The organism is Trichocoleus sp. DQ-U1, assembly GCF_039961925.1.
Lineage (GTDB): Bacteria > Cyanobacteriota > Cyanobacteriia > Cyanobacteriales > FACHB-T130 > FACHB-T130.
Window position 1 is genome coordinate 1 of sequence record NZ_JAMPKB010000078.1, and the last position, 24,107, is coordinate 24,107.

Consider the following 24,107-nt stretch of genomic DNA (forward strand, 5'->3'; position numbering starts at 1 on the left):
ATCATTGGGATAGGGAATTTCGTTTGTTAGCCCCGGTAACGTTCTTCAACATCGTAACAAATGACAATACCGACATATCTTACGGCTCGATCCAAAATGACTTGCCATCACCACACCTAGATCCCTCATGTGCTGAAGAATCTAATTCCTCCTCTAATCCGGAATAGCACCATTTCCCGCCCGGACGTAGATCCAGCTTAGTCACCTGCGTTGTGAAGCCTTTCAGACCCCACCACTGCGCTACGTGTTTCGGGCCAGTCCACACTTTGAACACAAGTTCGCCCGGTGCGTTGAAGATGCGGGTAATGACGATCTGCTGATCGCTTTAGCAGTTACTCTGCCAACTTGCGGAGTGCATCCAAGAAATCCTTCCCTTCCAACTGTCTAATCTCATATTTGAGATCGGGTTCATACAAGTCCTTTAAAGCTTTGTGGGTTGCTGAATCTACTTCTACAGGTTGGAGAAAATCCTCACCAATCAAAGCTTGTAAGCGCTGACCATCGTTGTAAAAGTATTCCTGAAGCAGGGGAATCACGCGATGATACCAAGTGAAGTGTAAGTCTTCGATATCGTTCACGTCTATAAAATAACTATGTCCAATCTGATAGTCATGGCTGAGTAGGGCAATAATGCGATGATTGAGCTGCGCCAGTAGTTTGTCTAACTGTATGCCATCTATATCTTTGTCCTTGAGAAGGCTTGGATTGGGCATCAACTCTACAAAGGCAAACCGCCGTCGTATCGCAATGTCAAGCAGGGCAATTGAGCGATCTGCGGTGTTCATGGTGCCTAGAATGTAGAGGTTTGGTGGGACACCGAATTTTTGACCTGAATAAGGGAGGGTAAGTATTAATTCGTTTCTTTCCCCAATCCGCTTATCGTCCTCAATGAGCGTGATGAGTTCACCAATTACCTTAGCGATGTTGGCGCGATTGATTTCATCAATAATGAGAAGATAACGATGCTTCGGATCAAGCTCTGCTTGCTTACAGATGCTTTTAAACACTCCATCTATAACTTCATAGCGCACTTGCCCTTCTTCATCAGTAGTTGGCTTGAGTCCTTCGATAAACTCTTCATAAGCAAAAGATTGATGAAAAGTAACAAATTTGAGGTAATGGAAAATAGTAGGCAAAGATTGTGCTGGTTTATTAATCTCTTCTAATTGGTCGCTCAGATTAATTTCAACATACTCCTGACCTTCTTGTGTTAGCCACCATAACCCGTGATCATTTTTTTCAAAGAGAAAAGGAGCCTGACGAGTCTTATACTTGACTGTTTCTACATTTTCATCGGTGTGGGTTTGTAGCACAGCGTGAAGCTGGTTATTTAATTTCTTCGTCTGTGTAAAAAATTTCCAGTACTCATCAATCAACTGTTCTTTAGCTAGTTCTGGAACTTTAAAGAATTGTCTTTGCTTATTTACATACATGGCCAGGGCAACTACTTGATGCCAATTCAAACCTTGCAATATATCTCGCCGCCTCTGCTCTGGAGGCACGGGAGATTGTAATTGCTTCCCCAAAAGTAATTCTGCAAATTTATTTACCCAGTAAGTTTTGCCCGTACCAGGTGGACCATACAGGATAATATTACGAGTGCGTTCCGCAATTTTTATCAGTTGCTTGAGTTCTTGGGGAGCAGGCTGCCGTTGTGGTTGCACTTCTAAGATTTCTGTTAAGTTCATTAATAACTCAAGTTTACTTAATGAATTTTTCAGTTCTAAGTCATCTGGATATGTACTCAAGTAGGCTTGGTATATCTGCTTCCACTCTTGGGGAGTTAGCTTGTCCACTGTCCCAACAATGAACTGAAAAGGAACTTCAACAGATTTGGTAATTAGCCAATCTACGTGTCGTGCTTGCGTGTAGTGAGAGTTTGTACTTGGATTATCATCATCGTTGGGTGGTATGTAATCGCTGGCGATCGCGCCTACTCCCACGACAGTCCTCCGTCCTTGATTCGCTACAACAACATCTCCTCGTTGCATGCTATGGACGAAAGACCAAATATGAGATACACCACCTTTCTCCTTTCCTAATGCCTGTCTTAGAGCATTTTTATCAGGGAATCTTCGGTAGTCAACGTCATTGAGCCACCCAATAGCAATACATTTTTCTTGTTGGCACATCTCCCATAAAGAAGCTTTCTCTCCAGGTGCCACCTTCCAAATGTTTATATGATTGGCTGTCGAGGATACTTCACTATCCATGCTGATTTGTCAGTATTGTTTTCAATCTGGTTGTCAATTTGGCACGCTCTTGTGACTTGCTTAAATCCCCTCGCAGATCGACGGTAGCGGCAACGATTACTCGTTCACTGTCTTCCAAGCTGAATTCTGCCTGTAAGGGTTGGGGAATATCCGCTGTCTGGGGATAGAGGAGTAGAACGCGGGGGCACTGATAGCGATGCGCGTAGGCGTGCATTTGGTAGAAGTCGGATTCTGATACACCTAATTTCCGATCTGTGGGTTTGAGTTGTTTGTACTTGGCATCTAGCAGTAGGGGAAAACTATCTCCGTTGCAGAAAGCGAGGTCGGGTTTGAGGCGGAAGACAGATTCGCCGTTACTCGTGCGTGCAAGGTGTAGGGTTGTGGTGCCTGCTTGTGCTATCAACTGGCAGCTTCCCAGTTCGGTTGGCAGAATCTCATCCCGATGGCGGCGAATGAAGTTAACAATGAATCCCTCAAACAGCTTGTTCATGTCGAAGACAAAGGCAAAGGTTGCCAACTCACCTGCGGACAATTGCAAGCTACTGTTGTCGAGAAACAGCTTTGCTAGGTTGAGCAGAGGTTCGTACCGCTGGTTGAGTCGGGTGATAGGGATGAGATTGGCATCATTCGCTATAGCTGATGGCAATAGTGTTACCTCTTCCATCCAGTGTCGTAGTTCGCCTAAAATTTTGCGGTTAGTGGCATCGCGGCTGAGTTGCCAGAGACGTTCGACAACGTAACGAAAGATGCGGTTGAGTGAATTATCAGCACTGAATTCGTCGTAAGCAACCGCAAACAGATGCTGACGTTCGGGATGGCGGAGTTGTTTTAATAGCTGCCATTTGCCTTTGAGAACAGGTAAGACATCTTCAACGGTTTGGTAGCTACGATAAGCTCCCCTCTGCCACTCCTCCCTTAAATTGGAGGCTAGCAGACGGGTCAGGAGTTCAAACCAGTTTAGGTTGTTTTGCATTAACTGGGTCACAGCAGTTTCCCGCACCACTAATTGACCCGTGTATTCGAGCAAGTAAAGAAGATTGCGGGTGGCTTTAGTTGCCTTATCCTCGTCTGACGAGCGGAACATTTTGGGTAAAACTTGAACGGTGCGGCTGCCTAAGCGAAAAACACCAACGTATTGGGTTGCTTGGAGTTCGCGCTGACCTTTGCGCGTTGTTGGTCGTAGAACCTCTACACCTAGAGTTCGTCGCAGCCGCTCAATTGCTACTAAGTCTTGCTCAGTCCAATCAAACCCAGCAGTAAAGTCGTACTCGAAGATTGTGGTCACTGTTTGGAGATTAGCGATCGCAGAATTTACACCACGTCTAACTTACCTGTGAGTCCTTTGTCACGCGAAGATCCTGGGGGAGAGTCGGCAAAGTGGGCTATCTCGCCTTCGGATAGTAGCGGAGAAATTTTGGTTGCTAAGAGTGACTGTCCCGTTTTCGGTCTAAAACGGGATATCGTCAAGTTCGAGATTTGGAATCTTGTCAACGACGCAAGTCAACTGACCTCCGTTAACCCGATAGGTCGCCAGCATCTTCTCAAAATCGTCATAAAACCGTACCTCAATTCCAACAGCACGAGAAATCCACTCAGCGTCATCAAAAAATTGTTGTACTGAGAAGTTTTGTGCTGGATAAGTGCGACACCAAGCACACCATCCAGTTGTTCTCCAGCGATAGCCTTCAGCCTTGAGCAAGTCTCTAATCGCGTAAGTACCGTTTCCATTCCGTCCCCCTTGGTTCCCTACCTTGATAGTGAGATTTTTTATCGACCCAACCAAAGACTGATAATTAGACCAATTCACGGAGGGAATCGTTTTTCTACTCCTCAACTCTTCAAGGAAAGGCGATACGTTGTTTGTTTCAGTGAGGATAAACAAATGCTCTACTGCACGAGTTAATGCAACGTAGAAAAGACGGCGTTCCTCGTTAAATACCCGCTCGATGCTATCGCCAAACACACGAGTAAGCATCAAGTCGGGATGGAGTAAGGGATAACAACGAGGGACAGCATCTAGTACGATGACTACCTTTTTCTCTAGACCTTTGTACTTGTGAGCTGTCGATATCGTTACCTTGTGTCTTAAGTTTTCAGGTAGATAGGAGCGCACTTGTTGTAGAAAGCTATCGAGTACGCCATCCTTCGACTTATTCCGGCGCTCTTTGTAATTCACATACCACGGTAAACTGTTCTTGCGACTGAGCAGAACAATGTCTTTGTCTTCCTGAATAGCCTTGTCCACTAGGCGTAATACGGCAGGTGTTAAGCTATCTCCTGGATGAGCTTCTAACTCTTTTTGGGTTGGCTGAAAAGTTCCTAGGTCGGCAATCTCAACGGTTCCCGGTATTCTCTTATGAGCGCGGGCAGGAGTTCCCAATCCCTGCATCAATATGTTGCCGATATCGACTATGGAAGTCGCCGAGCGGTAATTGGTAGCTATGTTTAGTTTGCGCGACGGCTGAAAAAATTGCGCGAAATTTTGATAAAACCGGAGGTCAGAACCAGCGAAGCCATTGATTGCTTGCCAGTCATCTCCAACGCAGAAGAAGAGCGCTTGAGGATTCTGTTCTCGAATTGCCTCTATTAAATGGTGAAATAGTTCTGAGAAGTCTTGATATTCATCAATGAACACGTATCGTAGATGCTTCAAATCTCCAATGCCAGATTTACGGCGAAATACGGTTTTTCCTGATGTAACGATTTCTGTGGCTCTTTGCATCAGTCCATCGAAATCCTCCTCACCTGTTGCCTGAAGGCGTTCCAAATAGGATTTATAAAATGTTTGTCCAAGTGCCAAAAAACGCTGCTCGATACTACTAGCACAGCTATGACTACCAATGATTTTAGCTAACTTCTCTGAAGTGAGGGACAGTTTGCGGCATCGCTGAATGAATCCCACTACTGCCTTGGTAAATCGGTCTATAGCGCGGTCTTTGATTCGCAACCAGATTTCTTCTTCGCTCAAACGATCGCAAGTAATTCCGAAATCTTCAATAGAGCGCTTTAATAAAGCACGAAAAACTTCCACACCCTCATTCTTTAGGGAGGTTGGGGAGAATTCAAGTAAACGCCAGTTAGAATTATTTTGCCAATACTGTCGCTTTTTAGCGGACATTGCATCATAATCTGGATCGCCTTCGAGTCCAAAGTATTCTATAACTATCCCTTGGTTGTCTCCTGTGAAGATTGTAAAATCAGGGCGGTAATTAATTCCATTCCAATAAAAGTTGCGCTCGTATTTATATTTGATATTGTGTTCAAACAGGAAATCGGCAATGACCTTCTCACCAAAAGATTTAAGGTATGTTCCATCAAGTCCTTCTCTTGGTAATGAGCGACGGTAACGCAGCATCTCTTCAGGACTTTTGTTGTATCCACCCGAAGCGATACGCTCCCAATCTTCACGAAAGTGTGCCATCATCAGAACACGAATTTCTTCCTGGTAATCTGGGTCGCGTAAGTAGTCGTCAATTATAGACTGTAGGGCGCGGCTTTTACTTTGTTCCCCATTTGGTTCGTCAAAAAGAATGCTATCTTCCGGATGAACCAAAGCGTAGGCTAATGCATGGAACGTCATTACATGAGGAATAGAACCTTGTAGCTGCTTGGTGAGGCGTTCTCGGATCTCCTCGGCAGCCTTACGATTGAAGGCTAAAAGCAACATCTCATCGGGTGCAACGCCACAGTGTTTCTGTAGAAATAAAGCTCTATTGACCAAAGTAGAGGTTTTGCCACTACCAGCCCTAGCTACTACTTGAACATGACTTTCAACAGCACCAATAGCTGCTGCTTGTTCAAGGTCAGACTCGGAGTTCAAACGATTCTTTACCCAAGATTGCACATAATTCAACTTTTCAGCTTGGTACTCCTCAAACGATATGTGTTTAGAACACTGAGTTTGATAGAAGTTATGAGCATTGAGAAAGTTTTGTGCAATTTGCTCTTTTAGGCTATTGACTAAAGTTTGCTTTTCTGCATCGCGACGAGCGCGTTGCTGTCGTTCTTCCTCTAGTTTACATTCCCTCACCTTACGCTCAGCTTCGAGTCGGATTTCTTCTTGTTCTCGACGGTGCTGTTCAAGGCGAGTACGTTCCTGCCTTTCTTCTTCTATTTTTATGAGCCGGATTTCTTCTTGTTCTCGACGGTACTGTTCAAGGCGAGTACGTTTCTGCTTTTCTTCTTCTAGTTTGCTCTGTTCCTCAGCTATTAGTTTTGCTTGTCGTACACTGATAAATAAAATCTTATTATTAAAGAATCGACTATCAGCAAGTAACTCAGTCTTAAATCTTATAATCCTTTCGGGGTCGTTAATAAAGCGAATATAAATGTATCCAGCATATCCAACAAAGTCTATGATTATTCCAATACCAAATGTTATATGGTTGACTAGCTGCCCATGCTCAATATCTGCCAATGACGTATTAATTGAGTAATCAATACGCTTAATAATTTGGTGAGGAAATTCTTCAGCCGATACCTTGCGTTGAAATTGTTCATCCATCTATGTTATGCCTGACTCTTACTCAACGACTTGCAGCGATTTGAACGCCTATTTCTAGTTTTCCCGCAGACTGAGCAGGTCTAACACCGACTTCAAACGAGATCCCCTTCCACGGGCAACCTCTCAACTACACCCGCACCCAGGACTCATGATTACTAAGCTGGAAAACTTTGTGTCATGGAAATTAATGGTTCCCAGCACTGGTTAGGCCGTGACAAAATTCAAAGAGACAAACAGCGAATGGTGTTATTAGGCGATAGAGCGTCCCTACTATTAGATTTTTCAACACTTTCGCTGCAAGTTCACCTTAAGAGTGTGTTAAGCATATTCAGCAGTTACTAAGCTGAGAAAAATTGTTAGATAACTCTGCTTAGATTAATTGTCTAAGCCAGAGTCTTCGATTGGAGTTGAGAGAGGATTTTCCTTCAAGTCGTCATACATACATTTCTCAACTGGCGATCGCTCTGGTGTCCGATCCTTGATGACTTTCTCGACCAGTGATCGCTCTGGTGTCCGATCGGGACCTACATCGTCATACATGGTTTTCCCGACTCTAACCTACTTTTGCCATCCCACCTGCGACTTTTCCATCAGGTCTATTGTTTCAAAGACATAAGTCACCCCGCAGATCGCGCAGATCGGACCCTGAAAGCTTCGCTTCTACCTTGCGGCGTTGCTCTTAAAGCGAAGAGATCGCACCCTTGACCGCGGCGGCGGTCACTCTTGAACATCGTAATCTCGTGTCCCATGAGAGCGCTTATCTTAGCTATACCCCTACTCACTTTGTCATAGCTACTAGGGCGGAAGCAAAAATTCACCGCCGCTTCACCTTGATTCAAGATAACTTTATCATTTCACCGTTGATATTGAAGACTAAGGCTGAGTGAATAGAAAGGGAGCCAAGGAGCCAGAAATGTTAAACGGTGATCTTAAGAACAAAGCTTTAGCAAACTTGAAAGCTGCTGATAAAGAATATCAGACAGTTGCAGCAGATGTGACTAAGAAAGCAGCAGAACTGTATGAGAAACGCAAAGCAACTGCCGAGCAAGTAATACAGGTTTGTGAAGAATACATCAACACCCTTGCTAACTCGCCAAAAGAGTTCGATAAATCAGTGTCTGAATTCAAGTTGGAGTTTGACAAGTTTAGCAAGGTAATTCAGGAAATTAATATTGAAGCAGATAAAACTGCCAAAATAAGCAGCTCAGTGGCAGGAGCAGGAGCAGCAGCAGGTGTTGGGGTTGCAGCTTTTGGTCCAACTGCGGCAATTGCGATCGCAACTACCTTTGGCACTGCTTCAACAGGTACTGCTATCTCAGCTCTATCAGGCGCTGCTGCAACTAACGCGGCACTTGCATGGCTTGGTGGTGGTGCGCTAGTAGCTGGTGGTGGTGGGATGGCAGCGGGGAATGCACTGCTGGCGTTGGCAGGACCAGTTGGCTGGGCTATTGGTGGTATAGCCCTGACGAGCGGTGCGCTTATGCTTCGAGGTAAAAATGAAGAAATTGCCAAGAAAGCCAATCATGAAGCAGCCCGTATTAACGCAAAGACAGCAACTTTGAAAGCTGCTAAGGAAGAAATAGCCAAACTCTTGACTTTGACTCAACAACACGCTGATGGCGTTAACACGCGATTGAATTTTCTCAAGATAGATGCCCCTAACAACTATCAGCACTTCAACAATGAGCAAAAGATAGAGTTGGCTACCTTAATTAACAACATCCAGACACTTTCTAAACTACTGAACAAGAAGCTGAGCTAATCAAGAACACCGATGAAAGAGAACATTCATCAGACAACTCAGATAATTGGTGATATGGTAGCGGCGGATAATCTCCGTCATGCCCAACAGGTCAAAGTAGCTCTGGACAGTCAAGATTCCGCCTTCGCCAAGGCGATTGAGCAGATTGGGAAAGTACGAAATTTTGTCGAAACCCCTGAACATATTCTAGGCAACGAAAAAACAAAACATGGCGAGATTGCCCAGCAGGTTGAAGTCGGCATTCGTAATGCCAGGGACTATCTGCGTCAGCAAACTCCAAGTGCAACATTTGAGGGAGTTGGTCGAACAGCTCCTGAAGACTATCTTATTGATAGCATTCAAGTTCAATCAAAGTTTATTAATGGCCTTAACAAGAACTTGGATCATGTACTAGAACACATGAACAAGTATGAGAACTTTGGTAGGGACGGTTCCTATTACCATCTTCCAAGAGACTACTACGAAACTATTCAAAAGGTAGTTAAAGGTGAGTCTGTAGAAGGACTAGCCAGCAGCACAGTACAAAAAATCCAGCAGAAAGCCCAAGAAATTGAACAGCTTTCTGGGAAGTCATTTAGTGAAGTCGTCAAGCCTGGGATTTCCAGATACAGTGAAGTACAGCAAGGCAACATTCACGAGACATTAGACAGGCACGAGCAAAAACTCAGCAACGAAAACAAACGGATCAAGGAGAGTCTCGGAACTAATGCACAACCGAATTTAGGGGATATGGCTCAAGTAGCTGGGAAGGGAGCCTTAATCGGTGGTGGAATTCGGTTAGCTTTCAAACTGTATGAGAAGTACAAACAGGGAAAAAATCTCTTTAGGGGTGATTACACAGCAGATGACTGGAAAGAAATAGGCATTGATACTGCTAAAGGAGCAACCGTTGGTGGTATCGCTGCTGGAACCATCTATGCCCTAACTAATTTTGCAAGCCTATCTGCACCCTTGGCAGCTTCGTTTGTTAGTGCTGGTCAGGTGATTGCCAGTCTTGTTAACGATCTCAATGCCGGGGAAATTTCCTTTGACCAATTTACTGAGCTTAGTCAGTTAGCTTGTATGGAGTCGGCAGCAGCAGCTTTAGCTTCTGCTCTTGGACAGGTTATAATCCCAGTTCCTGTTCTGGGTGCAGTTTTGGGAACAATTGCTGGGCGCATAGCTATAGATTCTAGTAAAAAGTACCTTGGTAAGGAAACTGAACGGTTGCAGCGTCAAATGGACGAATACTACAATCAAAGCCTTGCTAAAATTGACCAAACCTACCGTGAAGTAGTGTCGAGAATTGTCGCTGAATATGAAAAACTTGGAGACTTGACCAAGGCTGCATTTGATACAGGTAAAAACGTGGCACTAAGACTGCAAGCTAGTATTCAGTTGGCAGAAGCCTATGAGGTTTCAGAAACTGATATTATCCACGAAATTAATGAACTTGATGCCTTTATGCTGTCTTGAAGTAATTTGAAAAGCTTGAAACTGACAACAGGAACCAAGCTATGACACAAAAGAGTTGGTGCAAAACTGTTTAACTCTCGTGTAATACAAGATTACCTTAGCCCCCCTGGAAGCGCGATTCCTCCGCGCTATTTCTATACCTACGGTGAACTAAACTGACTTGCCATCAGAATCTCTGCCCCGCTCCTGAAGGTGCTTGATCTAATTTCTCCTCCAATCCGGGAATACAGTCATTCCCGACTCTAATCTACCTTCGCTATCCCACCTGCAACTTTTCCACGAGGTCCATTGTTTCAAAGGCATAAGTCATCTCGCTCTGCGCGCAGATCACACCCTGCAAGCTTCGCTTCTACCTTGCGACGTTGCTCTTGACAGTCAGCACTCGCGGCTTATCTCTTCGAGACTGACCCTTCAGCGCTAAAGGGTGCGATCGCACTCGCGCACAACTTCCACTTCCTTTGGTTCAGATACCTCTGCAATCCAACGGATTTTCTCTTGCCACTCCACCGGCATTGTGCTCCCAGCATGGGTGATTCTGGCATCTATGCCGACTCTGCTATCAGTTACCAATCAGAAGTAGTCAATTTTACTTGATGACGGTGATAACCGCGCAGGCATAAGCAAAAATCATCGATTGCACCCGAAACCCTGATTCTCTCGTAAAGCGGATGGAGCGGGATTGATAAGCTCGGTTGAATCCGGCAATCCGAAATCTTTAAACCAACGCTAGAGCAATACTTTTTGGCATCTATTACACGAAACCAGATTTTCGTGTAGTCTAGCGGTATGAACAAAGCGAAGCCATGAAAGTTAGCGGCAACGGGCAAGGAAAAATTCTCACCTCAGACGAATTGAGGCGGTTGTTCACTGATGGGTTTAAGTCGCCGCGCGATCGCGCTGTGTTTGCCATCTGCCTTTTTACCGGGTGTCGGGTGTCGGAAGCACTGGCGCTCCAGACTACGGACATTAAAAGTGGAACGTTGACTTTCAGGAAGTCTACCACGAAGGGAAAACTGAAAACCCGCGTCGTGGATGTTCAACCTGCACTCGCGGCAATACTGGCAGAGTACCAGCTTCTCAAACCAGGGGCATTGTTTCCATCTGGAGTCAGGGGAAAGGAACATCTAAGTCGGTTTATGGCTGACAAGATCCTGAAGGATGCGATCCAGCGCATCGGAGTCGAGGGGGTGAGTACGCACAGCTTCCGGCGAACTGCTCTGACTCAGATGCACAATGCCGGGATACCGCTCAGGCACATTCAAGAGATATCGGGTCACAACGACCTGGGTACTTTGCAGCGGTATCTAGAAGTATCCCCAGAGCAGAAGCGGAAGGCGGTATCGATGATTGGTTGGTGAAGGTTTTTGGGTGCGATCACCCCTCACGATCTGGGGATACTAGGACTGTCCCAGATGAGAAGGTGTGATAAACAAAACCCGCAGTTGCCGCTGCCTTAGTCCTTAGCCTGAAGAGTAATTACCAATTGGTACTCCTGCTATTGCGTCGCTGAAAAGTAAGTACCAATTGGTACGGGGAAAGTGCGCTGCCAAAGTGTAGGGTTAGCGATCGCTCCGAAGAGGGTAAAGACCAACTTGCCGCTGATGGTTGCAGTTCGCAAGCGATCTCATTCTTGATTCTGGTGACGATGCTCTCGCATCAACCGATAACTAGACGTGCCCAATCGCCGTAGGTTAAAACAGCGATCTCGTCCTTGCACTTTCCCCCGTAATAACTGTGCGTCTCCAAATCAGACTCCTGTGCGCGATCGCTCTTTTGACAACTGCTGCAACGCCTTTCGCGCCTAATTTTCCAGCGCCATTTCTCACGACACAGGCGTTAGCGCAAACCCCAGATGCTCGGAAAGCGGAAGCTGACCGCCTGTTGCAGCAAGGGATTGAGCAGGCTCAAAGTGGTCAAGTTGAGGCAGCTTTACAGTCTTGGCAACAGGCACTGAGTCTCTATCGGGAAATCCAAGACCCTTTTGGGGAGGCGAATACGCTGAACAATCTGGGAATTGCTTACTATTCCCTGGGAGATTACGCCAAAGCAATTGAGTACTACCAACAGAGTTTGGCAATCGCTAAGGGTATCAAAGACCGCTCAAGTGAGGGGAATGCGCTGGGCAATCTTGGACTTGCTTACAATTTGCTGGGAGATTACGCCAAAGCGATTGACTACCACCAGCAGAGTTTGACAATTGCACGGGAAATTAAAGATCGTCAAGGGGAGGGGAATGCGCTGGGCAATCTGGGAGGTGCTTACTCTTCCCTGGGAGATTATGCCAAGGCGATTGACTACCACCAGCAGAGTTTGGCAATTAAGCGGGAAATTAAAGATCGTTTGGGGGAAGGGACTTCTCTGGGTAATCTGGGAGTTGCTTACTCTTCCCTGGGAGATTACGCCAAAGCGATTGACTACCACCAGCAGCGTTTGGCAATTGCACGGGAAATTAAACACCGTTTGGGGGAAGGACAATCCCTGGGCAATCTGGGAGTTGCTTACTTTTCCCTAGGAGATTACACCAAGGCGATTGACTACCACCAGCAGCATTTGGCAATTGCGCGGGAAATTAAAGATCGTTTGGGAGAGGGGGGTGCGCTGGGCAATCTGGGAGTTGCTTACTTTTCCCTAGGAGATTACACCAAGGCGATTGACTATCACCAGCAGCATTTGGCAATTGCGCGGGAAATTAAACACCGTTTAGGGGAAGGGACTTCTCTGGGCAATCTGGGAGATGCTTACCGTTCTTTGGGAGATTACGCTAAGGCGATTGATTACCAGCAGCAGCATTTGGCAATTACGCGGGAAATTAAAGACCGTTTCGGAGAGGGGAATGCGCTGGGCAGGCTGGGAATTGTTTACTCTTTGCTAGGAGATTACACGAAGGCGATTGAGTATCATCAGCAGAGTTTGGCAATTGCGCGGGAAATTAAAGACCGTTCGGGCGAGGGGGGATCTCTGAACAATCTAGGACTGGCTTTTCAGAAATCTGGTAATTTCACTCAAGCAGAAAAAACCCTTCGCACTGGAATTAAAGTATGGGAATCTCTCCGGGAACGATTGGAGGGCAATGATGCCTACAAAGTGTCGATTTTTGAGGAGCAGGCTCGCACCTATCGCCTACTGCAAGAAGTCCTAATTGCCCAAAATCAACCTACAGAGGCTCTAGAAGTTTCTGAAAGGGGTCGTGCCAGAGCCTTTGTGGAGCGATTGGCTACACGCTTCTCCTCTCCTTCCTCTACTGGGCTGAATGTTTCTACAAATCCGCCCACTCTTCAGCAAATTCAACAAATCGCTCAACAGCAAAACGCTACCCTGGTTGAATATTCGATTATTTATGACGAGTTCAAGATTCAGGGTAAACAAAAATCTCGCGAATCAGAACTCTATATTTGGGTAATCCCACCCTCTGGCGAAGTATCGTTCCGCCGTGTTGACCTCAAACCCCTGTGGCAGCAGCAAAATACAACGCTTCCAGAATTAGTTGTCAATAGCCGTGAATCGATGGGTGTCAGAGGTCGCGGCTTGAGCATCATCGCTAGATTAGATAAAACCACCCAAGTTAATCGATTACAACAACTTCACCAACTCCTCATTCAACCCATTGCTGACCTTCTGCCTGCTGACCCCAATGCCCGTGTCATCTTCATCCCTCAACAATCCCTGTTCCTGATTCCCTTTGCTGCCCTCCAAGATACCAATAACAAATACTTAATCGAACAACACACTCTCCTGACAGCTCCTTCGATTCAGGTGCTAGCGTTAACCCGTCAGCAACGCCAACTTCTAGTGTCTGCCAAGGATGTTCTAGTGGTTGGCAATCCCACGATGCCTAGCCTTGCCCCGAAGATTGGAGAAAAGCCTCAACCGCTTTCGCCCCTACCAGGTGCCGAGAAGGAAGCGATTGAGATTGCTCGTCTTCTGAACACGACTGCCCTAATTGGTAATCAAGCCACTGAAGCCGCAGTTGCTCAGAAGCTACCCACCGCCAAGATGATTCATCTGGCGACTCACGGGTTGCTGGATGATTTTCAAGGGTTGGGTATACCGGGTGCGGTTGCTCTTTCTCTTTCTGGAAAAGATGACGGGTTCCTCACCTCTAGCGAAATCTTGAATCTCAAGCTCAATGCCGAGTTAGTTGTTTTGAGTGCTTGCGACACTGGGCGAGGTAAAGTGACTGGCGATGGCGTAATTGGACTATCTCGCTCTTTAATTACGGCGGGTGTCCCCAGTGTCATCGTTACTTTGTGGGCGATACCGGATAATCCTTCTGCTTTGTTGATGACCGAATTTTATCGAAATTTGCAACAAAACTCGGATAAAGCACAAGCTTTGCGAAATGCGATGCTGACGACGATGAAACAATATCCCAACCAACCCAGCGCTTGGGCTGCATACACGTTGATTGGGGAAGCTGAGTAACTACCCGCTGTTTACGAGTCTGTATCCCTGCTGTGAGATGCCCTTTGAGATGAAGAAGCCGCCCTCAGTACATTGGGATTGCTCTCAATGCGAATGGGTGGATGATAGCGTGTAAGCGATCGCCCAAGCCAAGCGTTGCAGAACCACTCAATTGTTTGGTTTGATTCGTGGAAAGAGAGGAACTAACCTTTTATCCAAGTGGATGAGTGTCGCTCACAGCAACGATTACAGCGGTTCTAGAGTAGTAGTTTTTATTGGCTGGGGTAAAGCGATCGCCCGAACAGTACCGAAGGTGAAGGCGAAGCAGGGGACGGAAGGGGTATCAATATCAGGCGGGGCAATATACTGGCAGCCAACTAGATTGAACGCAACCAGGACGAGGCAAGCTCTTGACATTAGGTGTATAATTGACCTCTTGCGGAATTAAAATTTGTTAGCTAATCTCAGTTCATAGTTATAAATACTTGCAATCAGGCTGACTCGCAGCCCAAATCGCTTCCTTCTATTGCGATAACGACTGGATAAAATCCGAAAAGTCTTCAATAACCTAATAATATGCTCAACTCGAATTCTCCGGCGAGCGTGTTCGCGATTAAATTGTTTTTGTGCGGGGCTTAATTGTGTTCTTCTAGGCTTTTTATATGGAGTTTGGCTGTTAGCGTGGTAGCGATTAATCCCTTGATAACCCTTGTCAGCTAGAAGCTGTATCTCTTGTCTTATATGGACTTTACTCCTTTTAAAGATTTTAAAGTCATGCTGCTTCCCTATGCCTAAAGCTATACAAATGATTTCTTGGTTTATCTGGTTGACTAACAGATGGAGTTTGAGCGTATGGCAGCGTTGTTTCCCGCTGTAGTACATTTTCTGTTTTTTTTTAGGCCGCTCAATTTCTATTTCTGCAACATCCACAACAACGACTTCGATGTCTTCGGACTCTTTCCCCAGATGTCGCCGACTCGGCAGGCGAAACTTTCCTGATCTTATTAATAAATTTTCAATTCTTTTCACTGTCCGTTGTGCTGTTGATTCGTGCATCCCCCAATCTTGAGCAATATGAAAGTAAGTTCTGTACTCGCGCCAATACTGCTCTTGTTAACAAGATTTGGTCGGGAATTGGGATAGATGCATGGCTGCCACGGCTGCCCTCTTTCCCATCCCGTACTACTTTCACCATCATCCAAAATGTTTCCGGTTTCACCCCGTACATTCTTTTAAAGTCAGATTCAGACAATGCAAGTGCTTTTTTGTAACGCATCTATTTAGGAACTATAACTATCAATTCATTAAACTTTGTTTAGCTGATTTTACTCAATTCCGCAAGAGGTCTAATGTCAAGTTCTGGTTTGGGTTGTTGAAGCATTGTTATTGAGGTACGTGATTGTCTTTAAAAAGGTTCGTTGTCACAGGCAATGGTTTTCAGTCCTAGCAGGTGCTGGCTTATCATCCTCCATTAAAATATCAAGTTCTACTTGGCTAAGACATTTGAGATGCATCTGGTTCAAATCATTCAATACTGTACTTGCCTCAGTATTAAACTTGTAGTATTCAGTTAAGGGGCCTAAGCGATAGTTAAACAGCTGGTAGCGATGCTTGAAATATAGCTCAACGTTGCCCCTGTGTTCCCAAGTACCCAGTACCTTAAGTTCAACGTTTTTGTAGTGACAGCGTAAATCCCGCCTAATCTCTACCATTCGTTCTTCAACTCTTCGCTTGGTTACACCAATTTTATATAGAGTTTCACTATCAGTTTTCACTTCTAAATAGTACAAACGATGCTCCAGGATTCTTCTGAGCTGAGTTCGGTAAAGCCATAAATCAACCACTCGTTCTTTCTGGTTCAGGGATTTAAGAACTTGAGCAAGTTCCACCTGCCGTTCTATATCAAATAATTTCTGAAGGAGAAGCGGTTCTTGAATCTGATTAAATTCCTTTGAGGGCAGCGCTCCAACTGGAATCATCCCTAGCTGAGTAAATTCGTAGCCGGGAGGATTTTGATAGGGATTCTTCTGCAATAAATTTGCTTTAATTAATGGCTTGAGTTCGGCAGAGAAAGGAATACTCCAGCAATTCTGACCGCATGACTTCCACAGGGTTTTGAGCAATTGCAGTGCCTGACCTGATAGCTCAATATTGAAGTTGTCATACAGAGGAAGGGTAGGGAACTCTCGCTTAACCGTCACGGAGCGACAGGTTTGCCCGGTATGAGCGAAATGATGTTCCTTGACTTGACCCTTCTTCGCGACTAATTTGACTCCACAATAGGGGCAAACTAAATCACTTTTTCCGCTGGGGACATCAACAATATCAACCAATTTATTATCAGCGCTGACCCCAAACTTTAGCAGCCACACATCAGTCATATCGCGAATTACTAACTATTTATCGTTAACTTCCACAGCAGATGAAATCAAGATGCTCTCTGGAATAAACGCGATCGCCCCTCACGATCTGGGAACACTAAAACTGTCCTAGATGAGAAAGCGTGATGAACAAACCCGCAATTGCCGCCGCTCTAGTCCTGGTCTTAACCGGCGTCCCAGCTTTCGCACAAACCACAGCAACAGTAGTCAGCACTGGCGATGGCGATACACTCCGAGTAAAAAGCCAGGGGAAGGTTGTCACAATCCGGATGGCTTGCATTGATGCACCAGAAACAGGACAGCGCCCTTGGGGTCAGCAATCAGCAGCGAAACTCAAGCAACTTCTTCCTGCTGGTAAGGCCGTGCAGATTCGCTCGATTGAGCAAGATCGCTACGGACGAACTGTCGCTGAACTCTACCTGGGAAAACAGTCAGTAAACCTGCAAATGGTTAAACAGGGGCAAGCTGTCGTGTATCGCCAGTACCTCAGCGGCTGTGCATCCACAAAGAATCAGTACCTTCAGGCTGAAGCCCAAGCCAAGCAGAAGAAGTTGGGATTCTGGAATCAGCCCCAGCCAGTCATGCCGTGGGATTTTAGGAAAGGGCCACAAGCAAGTAATCAACCGTCCTCCAGCGCCAAGCCCAAACCAACCCCATCTGCCCAACAAAACTGTAGTCCAGCTTATCCAGGCGTATGTATTCCCCCTGGTCCACCGGATCTGAATTGCCCGGACATCTCGTACCGGAATTTCAAAGTTCTGCCTCCCGATCCGCACGGCTTCGACCGCGACAGCGATGGGGTTGGATGCGAAAAGAGGTAACAGTACACTGAGGAGTGATCGCGCTCATGGAGGCTCACCAACCATCTTAACCAAACGGTGATGACTAATCCTGAACCGGCTTGTGATGAGCGATCGCAACACTTCAATCCTCAACCCGAATACTCTCCTCGAACTCGTGATGTATGGAATTTTCAGTAAATATCCTGAACCTGGTTAAGTTCTAGCAGGGCTAGGGTGTAGGAGATGATATATCGTTCGCTCTTCGTAATTCCCAAGGCATTATCTCCGGGAAAAGAGGGAATCGCGCTGTTTAACGAGAGTTTTAGGAGATATTGTGTATGGCTTTAATGGTTCCCGATTCTGTCCCGCCAAAAGCCAGCCAAGGGGAGAAGCGCCTCTACAAGACTTTGCATTACGAATTACCAGACGACTGCTATGTTTGGTATGAGCCGCGAGTGAATGGGCTGTACCCTGACTTCATTGTTTTGGGGCCAACCCTAGGACTGCTGATCCTGGAGGTCAAGGGATGGAGTGCTAGCCAAATTATCCAAGCCGATAATCAGTTTTTTCAAATTGAACAAGACAGCAAAACCCTTAGCCAGCCATCGCCATTGAGGCAGGCTAAAAGCTATCAAGATGCTCTGATAAATAAGCTAAAGGGTTACTCAGTTTTAACTCAAGATGATGGGGATTATCAGGGCCAGTTGACTTTTCCCGTAGGTGTAGGTGCAATCATGACCAACATTACGGAAGCCGAAGCCAGAGACGGAAATATTTACCCGCTCCTAGAAAAACCCCAGGTTGCTTATCGCGATGAACTTCTAGAATGGGACGGCATTGACGAACGAGCATTGATGAAGCGCTTAAGCAATATGTTTACTGTGCGCTTCAACTTTATGCCCCTGAGTGACGACCAAATTCATACCATTCGCGGTATTATCCACCCAGAAGTCGGCTTTAGAACCGAAACCGCCACACTTAAGAGCGTTCCAGAAGGGTTTCACCTCAAACCCAACGCAACTATCATCAAAGCTCTTGACTACAAACAAGAGCAACTTGCGCGAGCGCTTCATTCTGGTCATCGTCTATTCTGTGGAGTCGCTGGATCGGGAAAAACGTTGATTCTGCTTTCGCGTGCCAAGTCCCTCGCTAGTGGACTATTTAACCAAAAAGTTTTAATTCTTTGTTTTAACATTACTTTGGCTGCTTACCTGCGTTCGCTGATCGAAGGAGACAGCAACCCCCTGTATCGGGAACGGATCGAGATTATCCATTTTCATAAATGGGCAAAATCAATTCTTGGCATACTGCCCAATCCCCGGTTTTATGACACCGATGAAGACTATGACGAAGATTTAGGCCTTCGCTTGTTGCAGGCGCTTGAACAACTTCCCCTAGAACTGAAATGGGATGCGGTTCTAGTTGACGAGGCACACACCTTTTCACCCAGTTGGTTTCGATGCTGTACTGCGGCTCTCAAAGATCCGGAAAATGGAGATTTAACGATCGTCTCGGACGGCTCGCAAAGCTTTTACCAACGGCGTCAGTTTTCATGGAAATCCGTTGGCGTCAAAGCTCAAGGGCGCACTAAAAAGCTGAATCAAAACTACCGCAACACTGAAGAAATCCTTTCAGCAGCCTGGAGTGTCGTACAGCCAACCAATATTGAGGATGAGGATGTAGATGATGTGACTTTTCCGGTTATTAAACCGAGTGCGGCGCTACGGAACGGTCAACGCCCCATGCTGCACCTGTTACCCAATCGTCAGGCTGAGATTGAAGCGGCGATCGCGCAAATCCAAACACTTATCGGGGAAGGTTTCCAACCCAAAGACATCGCCATCATCTATCGCTACAAGGGTCAACACGAACAAGCCTCATTCGATTATTTAATGGAACAGCTCGAACGGTTGGGTTTTGGTTCCTATTGGGTCAACCAGGATAAATCGGATTACAGCACTCAGCACCAAGGCGTCAGAATCGTTACCGCTAAGTCTGCATTAGGCTTGGAATTTAAAGCGGTGTTGATTCCTTGGGTGCAGCAGTTTGGGGTTGGCGATCATCCAATCAGATCCCAACGAGAGCTTTATGTTTCCATGACCAGAGCGCAGGAAGTTCTACATCTGTTTGGGTCTGGAGGTTTTGACATTCTCAAGGATTTGCAACAGAGCGAGCGCTTAGATGTCGTTCAACGTTCAGCGTAGTTGCCGCGTGCTTGGAGCGATCGCGCTCGTATCAAGGGTGCGATCTCCTTCCGTTCTGGCAGAAACTGAGTAAACCAACTGCGAGACTATGCCGAAGATCCCGGCGCGCGATCGCGCTCTAGCTCGCCCCTCGCAATCGTTTGATAGTGTGTGCCATACATCTCACCGAACCAGATAGCAATCGCCCTCTCAACTTCCGACCCTCCTGACGGGTGAAGCTAGAATTCGGCGCTCCGAATTCTTAAGGGAGATCGCTGTCTCGACTTTCAACCCCCTGCCGAATCGGAAGAACTGTGGGCAGCAGAGGGAACGAGGTTCGTTAAGAGAGAAATATAGCGAAGCTGCCACCGGGGCAAAATAACGCTTGAATTTCCACCTCATGTGCCTTGTGGCACTTTTCCCTCCAACTAATAATTGACACTACACCCGTGGGACAGAGCGCTCAGCCAATGCTTTATCACCAAAAGCTGGGATTTTCCCAAATAATCTGTTATCTGACATTCGTTAATACCCTACAGCAGCCCCGTCGCCGCGTGGATCGGCACCACCAAATTTTATATTGGTTGCTGGCTCGATGAGAATTGCACCTGCGTGTCCCATTGTATCTGTGTAGTTATCCACTACCTTGACTGGATGACCTCTTTGAATTAAGTCTTTGACTACAGTTGGCGGCACTCGTCCTTCAATTTTAAGGTCATTAGATGAGGCTCCCCAAGTACGACCTTGCAGCCATCGCGGTGCTTCAATCGCATCTTGGACACTAAATCCGAAGTCTACAATCCGAGTTACAAGGGCAGCTTGGGTTTGTGGCTGTCCTTCTCCCCCCATTGTTCCGTAGACTAAATAGGGTTTCCCATCCTGAAATAGCATTGCCGGATTCAAAGTATGAAAGGTTCGCTTTCGGGGTTCCAAATGATTAACATGCTTTGGATCTAGAGAAAAGAAACTCCCTCGATTTTGTAGCAAAACTCCCGTATTTGCAGCAACAATCCCCGCTCCATAGTCATGATATATACTTTGAATTAAAGATACAGCGTTGCCATCTTTATCAACCACACCCAACCAGACAGTATCGCCTTTGGGATCGAGCAGCTTAGCTTCTTTAACAGCAACTCTCATCTTGATGCGTGCTGCTAAATCCCTACCATGCTCTTTGGACAGAAGCGTATCCAAAGGAATCTTAACGAAGGATGGGTCGCTAAGATACTTGTCTCTATCAGCGAAAGCAAGTTTTGTTGCTTCTACTATCGTGTGGTAGTAATCTGCTGTTCCTTCTCCCATCTTCTTCAAGTCAAAGTTGTTGAGGATGTTAAGAATCGAGAGAGAAGCCATTCCCTGTGTATTGGGTGGAAAATTGTACGCTTTGTATTTGCGGTAGTCTGCTGAAATCGGTTTAACCCAATCAGCCGTGTGTGATGCAAAGTCTTCTAGAGTTAAAATCCCTCCGTTAGCTTCTAAGTCTTTGATGATATTTTGAGCAATTTCACCCCGGTAAAATTCAGCAGCTCCTTTTTCAGAAATTGCTTTCAGGGTTTTAGCAAGCTGTGGCTGTTTAAAGACTTCACCAGCTTGGTAAGACTCACCATTTGACTTAAGATAGGTCTGCTTAAAGCCTTGAAAACGTTGAAGATTCCGGAATTCTTTGTCCTTCTCATCAATATTTGTTTTAGTCCAATAGGTCTGACTAGGAGTTACTGGAAAGCCATTTTCTCCATAGCTAATGGCCGAATCAAACAGCTGACTCCAAGGCAGGCTATTCCCTATACTTTGTTGAGCATATTTATAGGCTTCTCCCCAACCAGAAACCGCTCCCGGTACTGTATTGGCTGCTAAATAGCCTCTGGAGGGGATTTTTGTATAACCTTTAGCTTGATAGAAGTCGATTGTTGCTTTTTGACCAGCTCTACCGCTGGCATTTAAGGCTTTTAATTCGCGAGTTTTAGCATTATAAATTAACCAAAAGTTATCTCCTCCAATACTGTTCATATGCGGATAAACTACTGCTAACGTAGATGCAGCCGCGATTGCAGCATCTACAGCATTTCCATCCTGCCTAAGTACATCTAAAGCAGCTTGAGAAGCTAAATAGTGAGGTGTCGTTACCATGCCATTCATTGACATAGTAGTTGGTCGATTAGCAGCGTTCGCTACATTAATTTTTGTAAGAGTTGAGACAGCTACCAAACTTAGGGCAAAAACGGTTGAAAAACTGAATGCATTTGCCAAAGCAATGACCGTCACTTTTTTCCTAGCCAGATACATCGAGAAGCCCCTTTAGTAATTACCCTGTCCCTATATGACTCACATTATTAAGATACTTTGTTGGAGAAATTAGTATTGAAATTTACAACTGTAGGCAATATGCCGCTTTTAATCTATAGCAACCATCGGGTTAGTTACTATTACTACTCAAACCTCACATACAAGAAGCAGCAGCGCCAGGACGATATAAATTTAAGTCGCTTGATAGAAAGTCTATTGGGTGAATGGTTAGAGCAGAGAAAAGACACAGATTGCCCTGAGCCAATTAGCTCAGCACTACCTAACGGCTTCAGTGGAGCTAAGGGCTAATAACCCGCGTATCATTAGAGATTTGATTAAACAGTTTGATACCACCAAGTATCTGGAGAAGCAGTAATCTGTCCAGTTCTCGGAGATTCGCTAGAGCACGATCGCCCTTACCCAAATGGTTGACCCCAGCGCTGCCAATTTTCCTTGTTAAACGGCGACTTCCATTTTTGAATCAGCGCTTGCTCCAGCTGCTGTCGGGGTTGAGCTTTAGCTGGCGCATCCCACCAAAAAGCCATAGTCACGGCTGTCTTCAAGCCGTACTGATAGTGTAGATCCTGGTACTTTTCAATGTACCGCTTACAGTCATGGGTGCCTTTCCAGCGCTTAGAAGAGTGGCACGTCTCACCGATGTAGAGGATAAGTCCAGCAGCGTTATCCAGCACAAAATAAATGCACGCCTCTCCCGCTCCATCCACTGGCAACCGATAGAACAATGTAGGACACAGGCGGAGGCTGAAGGGATCTATACGGTCTGGCTCGCAATGCGCTGGTGCAAAGTCAAGCTCTGCGAAATCTAATAATGTAACCTGTTGTGCTGGCTTACTGTCCCTAGCGCGTTGCTGGTGAGCAGCGATCTGTCCTTTCCACCTCACGAGAGCATCAGCGTCCATTAGCAGCATATCGGGTCTGTTCTTCCGAGTGGAAGGGGGCTGCGCTGCCGAGAACAGTTCAAGCTGATTGGGTTCCAATGGAGTTTCTTGCTCGTACTAACCAGCTAATGATAAATCCCCTAGAAAAAAGTGACAGATGCAGGGTGCGCTCGCCCTTAGTTCTAGGGGAAACTTGAATAAACTGCTTTAGTGCTATGCCAAAAATTCCAGAGTGCGATCGCTGTCTCCTTTACTCACACGATCCTCATCTCGTCTGTGCCATTCATCCGGGCGGGATAGAAAGCGATCGCTGTTTAGATTTTCGAGAAAACCCGAACGCCGAACCAGAAGAACTCTGGCAACCAGAAGGGGCAACCTACTACAACGGCGAGTTAATCTTGCAACCTAAGCAGCGTTGGACACCGGAAGAACAGTTGGAGATGCTGGACTATCACCCAATGTTTACGGGTAGGTGTCCGCAGTGCGAGATGCCGTTTGATATGAAGAAAACGCCCCCGGTGCATTGGGATTGTCCCCACTGTAGATGGGTGGATGATAGTGTGTGAGCGATCGCACTTGACAATTCAATGAACAATTCAGAAATCGTTGACCAACTAAAATCAGCATCCGATGGCTTGCTATATCTGAGCGAGTCTGACTATCCCTTTGAGGTTTTTTTGTGGGAATCCCCAGAACTACAACCGCTGACAACACAAAAGATTCTGCAACAGACAGGTCATCCTCAAACTACGCCTATCGAAGTCGTAACCGTTGATAATTTCTTTAGGGTGGCAACGACTGAACAAGATTGGTACTCTGAAGAGGAAAAAGCTACGCTCCAGAAGTACCAAGCTCTCGTGGAAACCCTTAAACAAATTCTGAGTAACCCAGAAGTGTATCGCCTGGGTGAAATAGAGATTGATGTTTATATTGTGGGTCAAACTCCCACTGGTGCTTTAGCGGGGTTGTCTACTAAGGTGATAGAAACTTAAAACTGTTTAGCGCTCACACCCAAAGCCATCATTGTCTCCTCTATCAGGCGTTGTGTGGGTCTGGTGGCAATACTTGAAAGTTTTTGAATTCAACATCACCACAATTCAAGTCTGGGGGTGGAGGTGGAATACAGACATTGGGATAAGCCGGACTACACTGACCTGCTTGTGCTGTGATTGTGGGAGTGGGAGATTCTAGATTGAGTGGTCTTTGAGTTGTCGGTTCAGAATTCACGCTGCTCGTTTCACTAT

The 24,107-nt window shown here is 46.0% G+C and carries 19 protein-coding genes and 1 pseudogene; 8 read left to right on the forward strand and 12 right to left on the reverse strand.

The features are described 5' to 3' along the window. Positions 1-79: 79 nt before the first annotated feature. From NDI34_RS23045 to NDI34_RS23065, 5 genes are all read right to left on the reverse strand, one after another. Positions 80-313 (reverse strand): SRPBCC domain-containing protein, encoded by a 234-nt coding sequence (locus NDI34_RS23045; RefSeq protein ID WP_348233971.1) that lies wholly within the window; start codon positions 311-313, stop codon positions 80-82. A 19-nt stretch (positions 314-332) separates the two neighbouring features. Continuing rightward, complete coding sequence (locus NDI34_RS23050; protein ID WP_348233953.1) at positions 333-2,213, reverse strand: AAA family ATPase; 1,881 nt, start codon at positions 2,211-2,213, stop codon at positions 333-335. Continuing rightward, positions 2,206-3,498, reverse strand: a complete 1,293-nt coding sequence (locus tag NDI34_RS23055; protein WP_348233954.1) for a hypothetical protein — start codon at positions 3,496-3,498, stop codon at positions 2,206-2,208. The genes NDI34_RS23050 and NDI34_RS23055 overlap by 8 nt, the downstream gene beginning before the upstream one ends. A 162-nt stretch (positions 3,499-3,660) precedes the next feature. Further along, positions 3,661-6,717, reverse strand: coding sequence for a UvrD-helicase domain-containing protein (locus tag NDI34_RS23060; protein WP_348233955.1), 3,057 nt, complete (start codon positions 6,715-6,717; stop codon positions 3,661-3,663). A 375-nt stretch (positions 6,718-7,092) separates the two neighbouring features. Continuing rightward, on the reverse strand, positions 7,093-7,257 hold the full coding sequence (locus NDI34_RS23065; RefSeq protein ID WP_348233956.1) for a hypothetical protein: 165 nt from the start codon (positions 7,255-7,257) through the stop codon (positions 7,093-7,095). 373 nt (positions 7,258-7,630) lie between these two features. Here NDI34_RS23065 and NDI34_RS23070 point away from each other — a divergent pair, with 373 nt between their 5' ends. From NDI34_RS23070 to NDI34_RS23080, 3 genes are all read left to right on the forward strand, one after another. Next, the gene (locus NDI34_RS23070; RefSeq protein WP_348233957.1) at positions 7,631-8,479 is read left to right on the forward strand and encodes a hypothetical protein; all 849 of its coding nucleotides are present in this window, start codon (positions 7,631-7,633) and stop codon (positions 8,477-8,479) included. A 12-nt stretch (positions 8,480-8,491) separates the two neighbouring features. Then, complete coding sequence (locus tag NDI34_RS23075) at positions 8,492-9,934, forward strand: hypothetical protein (RefSeq protein ID WP_348233958.1); 1,443 nt, start codon at positions 8,492-8,494, stop codon at positions 9,932-9,934. Between the two features lie 803 nt (positions 9,935-10,737). Next, entirely contained in the window at positions 10,738-11,292 is a 555-nt protein-coding gene (locus tag NDI34_RS23080) for a site-specific integrase (RefSeq protein ID WP_348233959.1), read from the forward strand. A gap of 137 nt (positions 11,293-11,429) precedes the next feature. Here the strand turns inward: NDI34_RS23080 and NDI34_RS23085 are convergent, their stop codons facing one another. After that, positions 11,430-11,552 (reverse strand): hypothetical protein, encoded by a 123-nt coding sequence (locus NDI34_RS23085; RefSeq protein WP_348233960.1) that lies wholly within the window; start codon positions 11,550-11,552, stop codon positions 11,430-11,432. Positions 11,553-11,668: 116 nt separating this feature from the next. Here NDI34_RS23085 and NDI34_RS23090 point away from each other — a divergent pair, with 116 nt between their 5' ends. Then, on the forward strand, positions 11,669-14,356 hold the full coding sequence (locus tag NDI34_RS23090) for a CHAT domain-containing tetratricopeptide repeat protein (protein ID WP_348233961.1): 2,688 nt from the start codon (positions 11,669-11,671) through the stop codon (positions 14,354-14,356). 225 nt (positions 14,357-14,581) lie between these two features. On the opposite strand, the gene NDI34_RS23095 is transcribed toward NDI34_RS23090, so the two are convergent. The 3 genes from NDI34_RS23095 to NDI34_RS23105 form a co-directional block, all read right to left on the reverse strand. Continuing rightward, the gene (locus NDI34_RS23095) at positions 14,582-14,752 is read right to left on the reverse strand and encodes a hypothetical protein (RefSeq protein ID WP_348233962.1); all 171 of its coding nucleotides are present in this window, start codon (positions 14,750-14,752) and stop codon (positions 14,582-14,584) included. 27 nt (positions 14,753-14,779) lie between these two features. Then, positions 14,780-15,391: a transposase family protein gene (locus tag NDI34_RS23100; RefSeq protein WP_348233963.1), complete on the reverse strand. Its 612-nt coding sequence runs from the start codon at positions 15,389-15,391 to the stop codon at positions 14,780-14,782. A gap of 365 nt (positions 15,392-15,756) precedes the next feature. After that, on the reverse strand, positions 15,757-16,716 hold the full coding sequence (locus NDI34_RS23105; protein ID WP_348233964.1) for a competence protein CoiA family protein: 960 nt from the start codon (positions 16,714-16,716) through the stop codon (positions 15,757-15,759). Between the two features lie 125 nt (positions 16,717-16,841). Between NDI34_RS23105 and NDI34_RS23110 the strand changes: the two genes are divergently transcribed. Next, positions 16,842-17,537, forward strand: a complete 696-nt coding sequence (locus NDI34_RS23110) for a thermonuclease family protein (protein WP_348233965.1) — start codon at positions 16,842-16,844, stop codon at positions 17,535-17,537. 299 nt (positions 17,538-17,836) lie between these two features. Beyond that, positions 17,837-19,702, forward strand: a complete 1,866-nt coding sequence (locus tag NDI34_RS23115) for a 3'-5' exonuclease (protein WP_348233966.1) — start codon at positions 17,837-17,839, stop codon at positions 19,700-19,702. A 504-nt stretch (positions 19,703-20,206) separates the two neighbouring features. On the opposite strand, the gene ggt is transcribed toward NDI34_RS23115, so the two are convergent. Beyond that, a complete protein-coding gene (gene ggt / locus NDI34_RS23120; protein WP_348233967.1) occupies positions 20,207-21,964 on the reverse strand; it encodes a gamma-glutamyltransferase in 1,758 nt (585 codons plus the stop codon). Between the two features lie 416 nt (positions 21,965-22,380). Beyond that, positions 22,381-22,962, reverse strand: coding sequence for a GIY-YIG nuclease family protein (locus NDI34_RS23125; protein WP_348233968.1), 582 nt, complete (start codon positions 22,960-22,962; stop codon positions 22,381-22,383). Positions 22,963-23,078: 116 nt separating this feature from the next. On the opposite strand from NDI34_RS23125, the gene NDI34_RS23130 reads away from it, so the two are divergent. Continuing rightward, the gene (locus NDI34_RS23130) at positions 23,079-23,429 is read left to right on the forward strand and encodes a hypothetical protein (RefSeq protein ID WP_348233969.1); all 351 of its coding nucleotides are present in this window, start codon (positions 23,079-23,081) and stop codon (positions 23,427-23,429) included. A 21-nt stretch (positions 23,430-23,450) separates the two neighbouring features. Then, entirely contained in the window at positions 23,451-23,855 is a 405-nt protein-coding gene (locus tag NDI34_RS23135; RefSeq protein ID WP_348233970.1) for a nuclease A inhibitor family protein, read from the forward strand. 43 nt (positions 23,856-23,898) lie between these two features. Here NDI34_RS23135 and NDI34_RS23140 read toward each other — a convergent pair. Then, positions 23,899-24,107 (reverse strand): annotated as a pseudogene (locus tag NDI34_RS23140) (hypothetical protein); the annotation flags it as partial.

What these genes read in the sequence shown, in the direction of transcription:
- NDI34_RS23050 (WP_348233953.1), bottom strand. Translation starts at nt 2,213, where the DNA reads ATGGATAGTGAAGTATCCTCGACAGCCAATCATATAAACATTTGGAAG.
- NDI34_RS23060 (WP_348233955.1), bottom strand. Translation starts at nt 6,717, where the DNA reads ATGGATGAACAATTTCAACGCAAGGTATCGGCTGAAGAATTTCCTCAC.
- NDI34_RS23065 (WP_348233956.1), bottom strand. Translation starts at nt 7,257, where the DNA reads ATGTATGACGATGTAGGTCCCGATCGGACACCAGAGCGATCACTGGTC.
- NDI34_RS23070 (WP_348233957.1), top strand. Translation starts at nt 7,631, where the DNA reads ATGTTAAACGGTGATCTTAAGAACAAAGCTTTAGCAAACTTGAAAGCT.
- NDI34_RS23075 (WP_348233958.1), top strand. Translation starts at nt 8,492, where the DNA reads ATGAAAGAGAACATTCATCAGACAACTCAGATAATTGGTGATATGGTA.
- NDI34_RS23080 (WP_348233959.1), top strand. Translation starts at nt 10,738, where the DNA reads ATGAAAGTTAGCGGCAACGGGCAAGGAAAAATTCTCACCTCAGACGAA.
- NDI34_RS23095 (WP_348233962.1), bottom strand. Translation starts at nt 14,752, where the DNA reads ATGTCAAGAGCTTGCCTCGTCCTGGTTGCGTTCAATCTAGTTGGCTGC.
- NDI34_RS23100 (WP_348233963.1), bottom strand. Translation starts at nt 15,391, where the DNA reads ATGCACGAATCAACAGCACAACGGACAGTGAAAAGAATTGAAAATTTA.
- NDI34_RS23105 (WP_348233964.1), bottom strand. Translation starts at nt 16,716, where the DNA reads ATGACTGATGTGTGGCTGCTAAAGTTTGGGGTCAGCGCTGATAATAAA.
- NDI34_RS23110 (WP_348233965.1), top strand. Translation starts at nt 16,842, where the DNA reads ATGAACAAACCCGCAATTGCCGCCGCTCTAGTCCTGGTCTTAACCGGC.
- NDI34_RS23115 (WP_348233966.1), top strand. Translation starts at nt 17,837, where the DNA reads ATGGCTTTAATGGTTCCCGATTCTGTCCCGCCAAAAGCCAGCCAAGGG.
- ggt (WP_348233967.1), bottom strand. Translation starts at nt 21,964, where the DNA reads ATGTATCTGGCTAGGAAAAAAGTGACGGTCATTGCTTTGGCAAATGCA.
- NDI34_RS23130 (WP_348233969.1), top strand. Translation starts at nt 23,079, where the DNA reads ATGCCAAAAATTCCAGAGTGCGATCGCTGTCTCCTTTACTCACACGAT.
- NDI34_RS23135 (WP_348233970.1), top strand. Translation starts at nt 23,451, where the DNA reads ATGAACAATTCAGAAATCGTTGACCAACTAAAATCAGCATCCGATGGC.